This window comes from uncultured Veillonella sp. (assembly GCF_934190855.1).
GTDB lineage: Bacteria > Bacillota > Negativicutes > Veillonellales > Veillonellaceae > Veillonella.
The window spans coordinates 1-9,259 of the sequence record NZ_CAKPTN010000060.1 but is presented as its reverse complement, the minus strand read 5'-3'; the positions used below and the strand labels follow the sequence as shown (position 1 = coordinate 9,259).

General features: G+C 39.0%; 11 protein-coding genes. All 11 read left to right on the top strand.

The window, feature by feature from the left end; genetic code table 11:
* Window positions 1–776 (top strand): hypothetical protein (locus Q0F90_RS04945; protein WP_296003903.1); only part of this gene is annotated, 776 nt, incomplete at its 5' end.
* 68 nt (window positions 777–844) lie between these two features.
* Window positions 845–1,216: a holo-ACP synthase gene (gene acpS, locus Q0F90_RS04940; RefSeq protein ID WP_296003901.1), complete on the top strand. Its 372-nt coding sequence runs from the start codon at window positions 845–847 to the stop codon at window positions 1,214–1,216.
* A 1-nt stretch (window position 1,217) separates the two neighbouring features.
* Window positions 1,218–2,789 carry an NAD(P)H-hydrate dehydratase gene (locus tag Q0F90_RS04935; protein ID WP_296003899.1) on the top strand — a complete coding sequence of 524 codons (1,572 nt, stop codon included), beginning with the start codon at window positions 1,218–1,220 and terminating at the stop codon, window positions 2,787–2,789.
* 2 nt (window positions 2,790–2,791) lie between these two features.
* Window positions 2,792–3,736 carry a ComEC/Rec2 family competence protein gene (locus Q0F90_RS04930; protein WP_296003896.1) on the top strand — a complete coding sequence of 315 codons (945 nt, stop codon included), beginning with the start codon at window positions 2,792–2,794 and terminating at the stop codon, window positions 3,734–3,736.
* A gap of 246 nt (window positions 3,737–3,982) precedes the next feature.
* On the top strand, window positions 3,983–5,080 hold the full coding sequence (locus tag Q0F90_RS04925) for an N-acetylmuramoyl-L-alanine amidase (RefSeq protein WP_296003893.1): 1,098 nt from the start codon (window positions 3,983–3,985) through the stop codon (window positions 5,078–5,080).
* Window positions 5,081–5,083: 3 nt separating this feature from the next.
* The gene (locus Q0F90_RS04920; RefSeq protein ID WP_296003892.1) at window positions 5,084–5,644 is read left to right on the top strand and encodes a GerMN domain-containing protein; all 561 of its coding nucleotides are present in this window, start codon (window positions 5,084–5,086) and stop codon (window positions 5,642–5,644) included.
* A 114-nt stretch (window positions 5,645–5,758) separates the two neighbouring features.
* On the top strand, window positions 5,759–6,739 hold the full coding sequence (thiL, locus tag Q0F90_RS04915; RefSeq protein WP_296003890.1) for a thiamine-phosphate kinase: 981 nt from the start codon (window positions 5,759–5,761) through the stop codon (window positions 6,737–6,739).
* Window positions 6,729–7,223, top strand: a complete 495-nt coding sequence (tsaE, locus tag Q0F90_RS04910; RefSeq protein WP_296003889.1) for a tRNA (adenosine(37)-N6)-threonylcarbamoyltransferase complex ATPase subunit type 1 TsaE — start codon at window positions 6,729–6,731, stop codon at window positions 7,221–7,223. Before thiL ends, tsaE begins: the two co-directional genes overlap by 11 nt.
* Window positions 7,207–7,965 (top strand): tRNA (adenosine(37)-N6)-threonylcarbamoyltransferase complex dimerization subunit type 1 TsaB, encoded by a 759-nt coding sequence (gene tsaB / locus Q0F90_RS04905; protein WP_296003886.1) that lies wholly within the window; start codon window positions 7,207–7,209, stop codon window positions 7,963–7,965. The genes tsaE and tsaB overlap by 17 nt, the downstream gene beginning before the upstream one ends.
* Window positions 7,965–8,414, top strand: coding sequence for a ribosomal protein S18-alanine N-acetyltransferase (rimI, locus tag Q0F90_RS04900; RefSeq protein ID WP_296003885.1), 450 nt, complete (start codon window positions 7,965–7,967; stop codon window positions 8,412–8,414). Before tsaB ends, rimI begins: the two co-directional genes overlap by 1 nt.
* Window positions 8,411–9,259, top strand: an 849-nt coding sequence (gene tsaD, locus Q0F90_RS04895; protein WP_296003884.1) for a tRNA (adenosine(37)-N6)-threonylcarbamoyltransferase complex transferase subunit TsaD, incomplete at its 3' end; no start/stop codon positions are given. The genes rimI and tsaD, both read left to right, overlap by 4 nt.

Sequence of the window (9,259 nt, the reverse complement as noted above, 5' to 3'; positions counted from 1 at the left end):
TTGACTATATTGCTAATGTCTTTGACATTCCAACGCTAACACAACATGTGAGTGCCGTTCAAATGCCATTACCTTTATCTCGTTTAGCAGAAATCCCATTAGATTCGGGCGTAAATCAATGCCAAGGGTTTTGTTATAACTCTAAAAAAGATGTTTTTGTGTTAGCTTGTATTAACTCTGAAAATACAAAGCAAATCATTTACGAAATTAACCCTACTACATTTAAAGTGGTGGCAAAGTATGAGTATAGCCATAAAAAGCTATTAGGTCATATGAATACCTTAACGTATAATCCTAACAACAACCGTTACTATACGACAAATGCCGTTGTAGACGGCTATATTGTTACGCCTATTGAGGCAGATAGTATGATTGTGGAGGTACCAATTAGATTAAAAGAAAAGGTATTCAATTTTGCCTTTGATAAAGAACGTAATGAATACGTATCTATTGTGCCTTTAACAAATTCTCATCGTACTATTAATTATTATGACTCTAATTTTAATAAGATAAAAACGTATAAGATAGATGCAGAGCATACAGATTTAAATAATAATGGTGCCTATGCTGGCAATGGTAATACTATTTTTACAACCTTAACGACCTTTGTTTTTGTCGATGAAGAAGGGGTCGTGAAAAATATCAGTCCTTATACATCTGGTATGGAGGTCGAGGATATGGACTACCGCAATGGTCAAATGTATATGGCTGTAAATCGTAAGGGGAAAGTTGAAATTTATAGCTTACCTAGTTTACCATTCTCTGTAAATGCCTAGATATTATCTATGTTTTTATCCCTATTAAGAGTGTATAATAATAGTGTTAGGGTATTTTAGGAGCTATTATGAAATTAGGGAACGATATTATAGAAATTGACCGTATCCGCCAAGCTATTGAGCGGTCTAGTTCTTTTGTGGAGCGTGTTTATACGCCTCATGAGATAGAGTATTGTGAAAGCCGTAATAAAGGTCGTTATGAATCCTACGCTGGTATTTATGCAGCTAAGGAGGCTTTTATTAAAGCATTAGGTACGGGGATGCGACATGGTTCTTGGCAAGATATAGAAATATATCACGATGAATTGGGAGCGCCTCTGATTCGTTTACAGGATACTTTTAAAGATATCTATGAAAAATCAGGCTATACTAATATTCACGTATCTATTAGTCATTGCAAGGAATACGCAATGAGTACAGTCATACTTGAAGGAGCATAAGATGAACATTTTAACAACGGAAGATGCTCGATTTATAGATCGAGAGGTACCTAAGCAATTAGGTGTCTCTTTAGAAATCCTTATGGAAAATGCAGGACGAGGCATTGTTGATGCTTTATGGGGACAATATGATTTGTTTTCCTTAGATAACGCCCGTTCTATTAATAGTTTTGTTCTATTTATCTGCGGTACAGGGAATAATGGGGCCGATGGTCTTGTTGCAGCTCGTCATTTAATGGAACAAGGTGTACCTGTACATATTGTACTAGTAGGAGATATGAGCAAATGTAGTGATCTTTTTGCTTTGCAATTAGAGCGCTGTGAGGCCATGGGTTGCATCATCGATATGTATGATGAATTTAACGATTGGTCTAATGTAGCTATCGTAGTAGAAGGTATTATGGGAACAGGCTTAACTGGAAAGTTAAGAGATGTAACTGTGGATGTACTCCATGATATTGATACCATGCGCAGTCAATATAATTTTGATTTGTGGGCCATCGATGTCCCTGCTGGATTAGATGCTACAACTGGTCAAGTAGCTGAAGGTACATTAGTTTATGATTATACAGTTACCTTTGGGGCCATTAAACAAGGGTTATTACTATATCCTGGCAAGGCTGTAGGGGGGACGGCTGTTGTTGCTCCTTTAGGTGCACCATGGCAGCAAGTATTAGGAGACCGTGATGTTACTGTAACAATTGATTCTGATTTAGCGGAAAAGCTTATTAATTATCGGATGCCTATGGCCCATAAAGGAGTCAATGGGAATGCCTTGATTATTGGTGGATCTAATGATATGATAGGGGCTCCTATTTTAGCTGCAGAGGCTGCAGTTCATAGTGGTGCTGGCAAGGTAACTTTAGGTGTACCTGAAGTGATTAAACCAGTTGTACAAGGTCGCATCATACCGGAAGTAATGGTTACTTCTGTAGATGATAATAAAGCTTTGTTAGAAGGGCGCCAAGTAGTTGCTATGGGACCAGGATTAGGACGTACTTGTGAAATTCCTGATTTGGTAGACTCTATTGTAGATAGCTACGAAGGCTCATTAGTTCTTGATGCAGATGCTCTTTATGCATTGGGCCATGTAGGTTCTATTGATAAAGATGCATTACGTGATGGTGATATTGAGTCTGTATATACACTGGAAAGATATCTCCCTTATTGTGTGATGACACCTCATTTAGGCGAGTTTAGTAGGCTCATTGATTTGCCTATTAAATGGATTGAGCGTCATTACATTACATTGGCAAGAGAATTTGCTAAAGCACACCAAGTCATTTTAGTATTAAAAGGGATTCCTACTGTTGTAGCATTACCAGACGGAACAGTATATATCAATACAATTGGCAACGCTGGTATGGGTACTGGCGGTATGGGGGATGTACTAACAGGTGTAATCGCAGGTTTCATTAGCCAAGGTTATTCTTTACGAGATAGTGCAGTTCTCGGTGTATATGTGCATAGTCGTAGCGCTGACATACTATGTGAAAGTAAGAGTTGGGGATATACACCTAGTGATGTAAGTGCTTCATTAGGTTGTGTCATTAGTGAGTTATTGGGAGAATAAGAATGACAATTAAGATACAACGGTTTATAGCCTTTTTATTAGTGCTCTGTATTCCAATCTTTGCTATTGCAGGATGTACGAATAAAGATGTAGCTAATGCTGCTAATCAAGCAACGTCAAGTGCTAATGGAGGTTACTCCATTGATACTAAAGCGACTACGCCTGAAGGCAAGTTAGATGTATATATGCTAGATATTGGTCAAGGGGACGCTATATTGCTCAAGGTAGGCGATGAATATAGCATGATTGATACTGGCGATATTGAACATCGTGAAAATATTGTAGCTCAGTTAAAAGCGATGGGCGTAACGAAATTAAAAAACATCATCATTACACATCCTCATGCGGACCATATGGGTGGTTTTTATGCTATTGCCAAAACAATTCCTATTGAAAATGTATATGATGACGGTATTTCTGTTGATAACAATATGTATAAAACCTATGAAAAGTGGATTGAGAAAAATAAAATTAAACGTTCTACTTTGAGAAGTGGTGATGTAGTTGATTTTGGACATGGTGCTGTGTTTGTTGTGTATGCACCTTGGACAGAGGTGTTAACCGATAAAAAAGGTGAGCCAGATCTTAATAATAACTCTATAGTAGGTAAATTAATTTTTGGTAAATTCTCAATGCTCTTCACAGGTGATGCAGAATTACAAGAAGAGAAAAAACTCGTAAAAGAGCAGAACTCTAGACTGTTTGCCCGCGTTCTTAAGGTAGGTCATCACGGTTCTCGTACAAGTAGTTCTGAAGATTTTTTGAAATCTATTAAACCAGAAAGTGCATTAATTTCAAATGGCATGTATAATAAGTATGGTCATCCTCACGATGTAACATTGCGTCGTTTACAGGAAAACAATATTGCCATTTACCGTACGGATACGATGGGACGTATTCACATTAGTACGGATGGGAATGAATGGCAAATTACGACTGAACGATAACGTCGATTGTATAGCATAAAAAATAATTTTAAGCAACTATTTTTTTATGGGGTTTGTATAAAGACTTTATATAGTAATATGTATAATCGGCATGCTTATCTTCATGTTTGTATGAAATAATCTATCTATAATCTAACATTAGTTTATGGATAGATTGGAACGATGAGATTTTGATAGACAAAGATATCATCGACTCATCTCTATGGTTTGGACACTACGTATGTCAGTTAGATTGGAGTGAATGTATTGCGTAAACTATTTTTTATGTGCCTTGCAGTCTTGATGGCAATACCTTTATTATTGACTCAAGCGAAGGCCGCTAATCTTGAAGATGCCCGATGGGTGACTAGAACAGATGCACCTGTACCATATGTTCGTATGGTTATGGATTTGTCAGCGCCGGTGAAAGCGTCCGCATCGATTAGCAAAGATGGGAAAACGACGACTGTTACCTTGAAAAACACAAAGCTAAAGACTGCTAAAGAGAACATTACAATGGACTCAAGCATAGCTAGTTCTGCTAAACTCTCAGAAGATGGCAGAGATGTTAAGGTTACAATCAAGACACCTTCATCTATCGATACGAGTGATGTAAAGGTATTTTCCCTGAAAAAAGATACGGTTAACAAGAAACCATATCGCATCGTTGTAGATGTTCAGAAAAAAGGTGTGGCACCTAAACCTGCTTACTATGGTAAACGACCATCTCCTGCTGCTCATCCAGCGAAAAATGTACCGGCTGGATCCGGTAAATACTCTAGTAGCGGTGGTTTATCTGGTAAAACAATCACTATCGACCCAGGTCATGGTGGTAGTGACTCCGGTGCTATTGGACCACATGGTTTACAAGAGAAAAATGTAACATTACCAATTTCTAAGTATTTGAAATCTGCTTTGGAAAGCCGTGGCGCTAAAGTAGTTATGACTCGTACTACAGACGTAGACGTATATGGCCCTAATGCAAGTGGTGTTGAAGAATTAGGCGCTCGCGTTAATATTGCGAACCGAAATAATTCTGATGCTCTTGTAAGTGTTCATATCAATGCTTTTACTAACCCAAGCGTGGGTGGTATTGCAACATACTACTATAGTAAAACAGGTAATGATGCTAGATTGGCACAAAAGGTTCAAAGTCAAATTGCTAGTACACCTGGTTTTAATGGTGACCGTGGTATTCAAGAGGGTAACTTATACGTGTTGAGACATTCTAATATGCCTGCAATTCTCGTAGAGCTTGGCTTTATCTCCAACCCTAACGAGGAACGAGCATTACAATCTGCTCAAACACAAGAAGACTTTGCTAACCGCATTGCAAATGGTATTGCTAATTACTTTGGAGGTTAATCGATGAAATTACGTAAACAAGTTCTTTCGATCCTCTGTGTAGGCATGCTAGCATTTGCAGCAGGTTGTACACCTGAACAAGCTCCTACAACAGGTAAAAGTGAGCCTGTGCAAGAGACGAAAGTCAATAAGGATGCAGAAACTACAAAAGTATCTCAAGAAAAGGTTAAGATGATATTCTTTGTACCGACAGAGGATGGTTCTGGAGTAAAACAACAGACCGTTGAGATGGAGGCGGATAAAGTAACGCCGAAAGCAGCTCTGCTAGCGATGTTAAAAGCTGATAGAGCTCAAAAATATCCAATATTCACTAAGGATATTGAAGTTACATCTGTTACTGTAAAGGATGGCATTGCTTCTGTGGAAGTAAATAATGCTTTCGTAAAAGGTAATGGTGGGGACTTAACTGTTAAATTGCAAATGGCTGCTATTGTAAATACATTAACATCCTTTGATAATATTAATGGTGTTCTCTTCGTTAGCGATGGTAAAAAGGTTCCTACTGTAGGCTCCTTTGATACTAAAGATCCAGTTAAACGGATGACGAACCTAATTAAAAAATAATTCCCTTAGGAACATTGATAGCAGATAGTTGATATATCAACTATCTGCTATTTTTGTTGTCTTTTATATATGTTACAATACAATGAGTATAATAATCAGAAACTAGGTGATCAGATGCAATTAAAAGATGTAGGGGAATTTAATTTCATTCGCCAAATTCAAGATAATACAATATATGACTCTAATACCGTAGTGTATGGTATAGGTGATGATTGTGCAGTATATTCTGCCGCACAGGATATGGATCAACTAATTAGTACTGATACTATGGTAGAAGGGGTTCACTTTAGCTTTCACTATATGATGCCCTATGATGTAGGATATCGTCTAATGACGGCTAATTTAAGTGATATTGCGGCTATGGGTGGGGCTCCAAGGCAAATCGTTTTATCTGTTGCAGCTCCGCAACATATAGATACGGCAATATTAGATGAAATATATAGAGGCATTAAAGATCAATGCCAGCGATATAAGGTAAATATATTAGGCGGCGACACGGTTCGCACAGAAGGTCCTATGGTGTGGACCGTAACGATTATCGGTGAGGTGCCTAAAGGGACTGCAGTTATGCGTAGCGGTGCACAAGTAGGTGACGTTGTAGGCGTTACGAACTATGTAGGCTATGCAGCTACAGGATTAGGTGCCTTATCGTATAACCTAGAAGGTTATACAATGACCAAGGTAGGGCATCAACGTCCAGACCCTCAAATTGAATTAGGTCAACAATTAAGGCAGTTAGGTGTCCATAGTATGAACGATATTACTGATGGTCTAGGTAGTGAGCTAAATGAAATTGCATCTGCTAGTAATGTTTCTATTGTCGTAGAGGAACAAGCTATTCCACTGCACGAAGAAACCTATGCATTAGCTAAACATTTACAAACAAAGCCCGTAGATTATGCTCTATATGGCGGAGAAGACTTTCAACTCGTATTTACGGCCCCTAAGTCAATAGCCCCTAGATTAGAACAATTAGGAGGCATTACATTAATTGGTGAAGTTGTATCTGGTTCTGCAAAGGTTCAGATGGTAACACCAGATAGAGCGATTAAGACCATAGAAGCGAAAGGATATAATCATTTTCATGAATCATAAGGCACAGGTCCAATTAGAGACACATACAGTAGAGGATACACAACAATTTGGACAGTCACTAGGCAAATGGGTGCAACAGAATGGGGACCCTTTATGTATTGCCTTGATTGGTGATCTAGGGACGGGTAAAACTCATTTGTCGCAGGGCATAGCTAAAGGCTTTGGTGTAACAGAGGAGATTACGAGCCCTACCTTCGCTATTATGAATACTTATGATGTGAATCGTACATATTTATATCATTTTGACGTATATCGCCTAGATGATATTAGTGAGCTGGAAAACATTGGCTTTTACGAATATACAGAAGATTGCGTATCCATTGTTGAATGGGCTGATAAATTCCCAGATGAATTGCCTGATGAAACATTGTGGATTTATTTAACGCGCATTGATGATACTAGCCGCTCTATTACATTAGGTAGTGATTACCTTACAGCGGATGATTTAGTAGAAATAGGAGGCCCATATGTGGTTGGGAATTGAGACGAGCTCACTCGTATCGAGTGTGGCCTTGATGGATGAACATAACCTTATAGGGGAATTGACCATCCAAGCTGGATTGACTCATTCCGAGCAATTAGTACCTCATATTGATATGTTGTTACGTGCCTCTCAAGTTGAAAGAAATGAGTTAAAAGGGATTGTAGTTAGTATTGGCCCCGGTTCTTTTACGGGCTTACGCATTGGCATGGGTACAGCGAAAGCTATGGCTTACGCCTTACAAATTCCTTTATATGGTGTGATGACCATGGATAGCTTAGCGCGTAATGTATCGTATACGGATCGTACAATTTGTACTGTTATTGATGCGCAGAAGAAACATGTTTACGCTGGTATTTATCAATATGAGGGTAATGAACTCGTATGCAAGGAAGAGCCATTTGTTATCCCTGCCAGTGATTTACTAGAACGACTCAGAGCATCTGAAGAACAAGTAGTATTCCTTGGTGATGGTATTAAACGTATTGAAAAACTATTAGATGAAAGTGATACAAATTTAACGATTCTAGATATATCACAACGTATTCCGAAGGCTAGTTCTTTACTGTTAGCTAGTCGTAAGTTAATAGATGCAAATGAAGTATCTGATCCTATGGATATGGTGCCATATTATATTCGCCGCTCTGAAGCAGAGGTATTATGGGAAGAACGCCATAAGGATAACCCTCACATGTTGAGCCAAAATCCTACTGTAGTAGTGACAGAGGCGGCAGGTGCAGAATAATGGAGATACGTTTAGCTACGATTGACGATGCTCACGCTATTTATGAGATTGAACAGCAGTCCTTTTCTGTTCCGTGGAGTTTAGAATCTGTTCTCGCCGAGCTGGAAGGGGCAGCAAATAAACTATATATGGTAATTTGTGAGGAGAACCATATTGTTGGCTATGCAGGTGCTTGGCTTGTATACGACGAAGGTCAAATCACGAATATCGCTATTTTACCTTCTGTTCGCGGTAAGGGATACGGCTCAAAACTTACAAAACGATTAATTGATGAATGTTTTTCGCGAGGCATGCACGAAATCTTTTTAGAGGTGCGCATATCGAATTTAGCCGCATTGGCTATGTATAGAAATTTAGGTTTTTCTGTAAAAGGAATTCGTAAAGATTACTATTCAGAGCCTACGGAAGATGCGTATATTATGTCTCTCGTTTCAGAGGAAATAGAATGAGTATATACACACTAGCCTTGGAGAGTAGCTGTGATGAAACATCTGCTTCCGTCCTTAAGGATGGGCGCACTGTTTTATCTAATGTTATCTCAAGCCAGGTGCCGATTCATAGAAAATTTGGTGGCGTTGTGCCAGAAATCGCATCGCGTCACCATATAGAACAAGTTATACCTGTTATAGATCAAGCGCTACGAGATGCGAATGTGACTTTACAAGATATCGACCATATTGGCGTTACCTATGGTCCAGGGCTTGTTGGTGCACTATTAGTAGGTGTAGCAGCGGCGAAGGGGTTATCCTTTGCTACCGGTATTCCTTTGGTGCCAGTTCACCATATGGAAGGCCATATTTTTGCTAATTTCTTAGCTAATCCAGAATTGGAGCCTCCATTTTTGAGCCTCGTCGTGTCTGGTGGTCATACAATGTTAGTCCATGTAAAAGGATATGAAGAATTTGATATTCTTGGCCAAACACGAGATGATGCAGCAGGCGAAGCTTTTGATAAAATTGCTCGAGTTATGGGCTACCCGTACCCAGGGGGACCTCATATTGATGCTCTTGCTATGGAAGGCGATGCTGATGCTATCGAATTTCCAAAGGCTTTGAGTGAACCTGGTAATTTTGAATTTAGTTTTAGTGGTTTGAAATCAGCAGTTTTAAACTATTTAAATAGCAAACAACAAAAGAATGAGCCCATCAATCAAGCCGATGTGGCAGCGTCCTTCCAAAAGGCCATAGTCGATGTGCTTGTAGAAAAAACAAAAGATGCAGCTCATACATTAGGTGAAACGCGTATTACCATTGCTGGTGGTGTATCGGCTAACAAGGGATTACAACAAGCATTA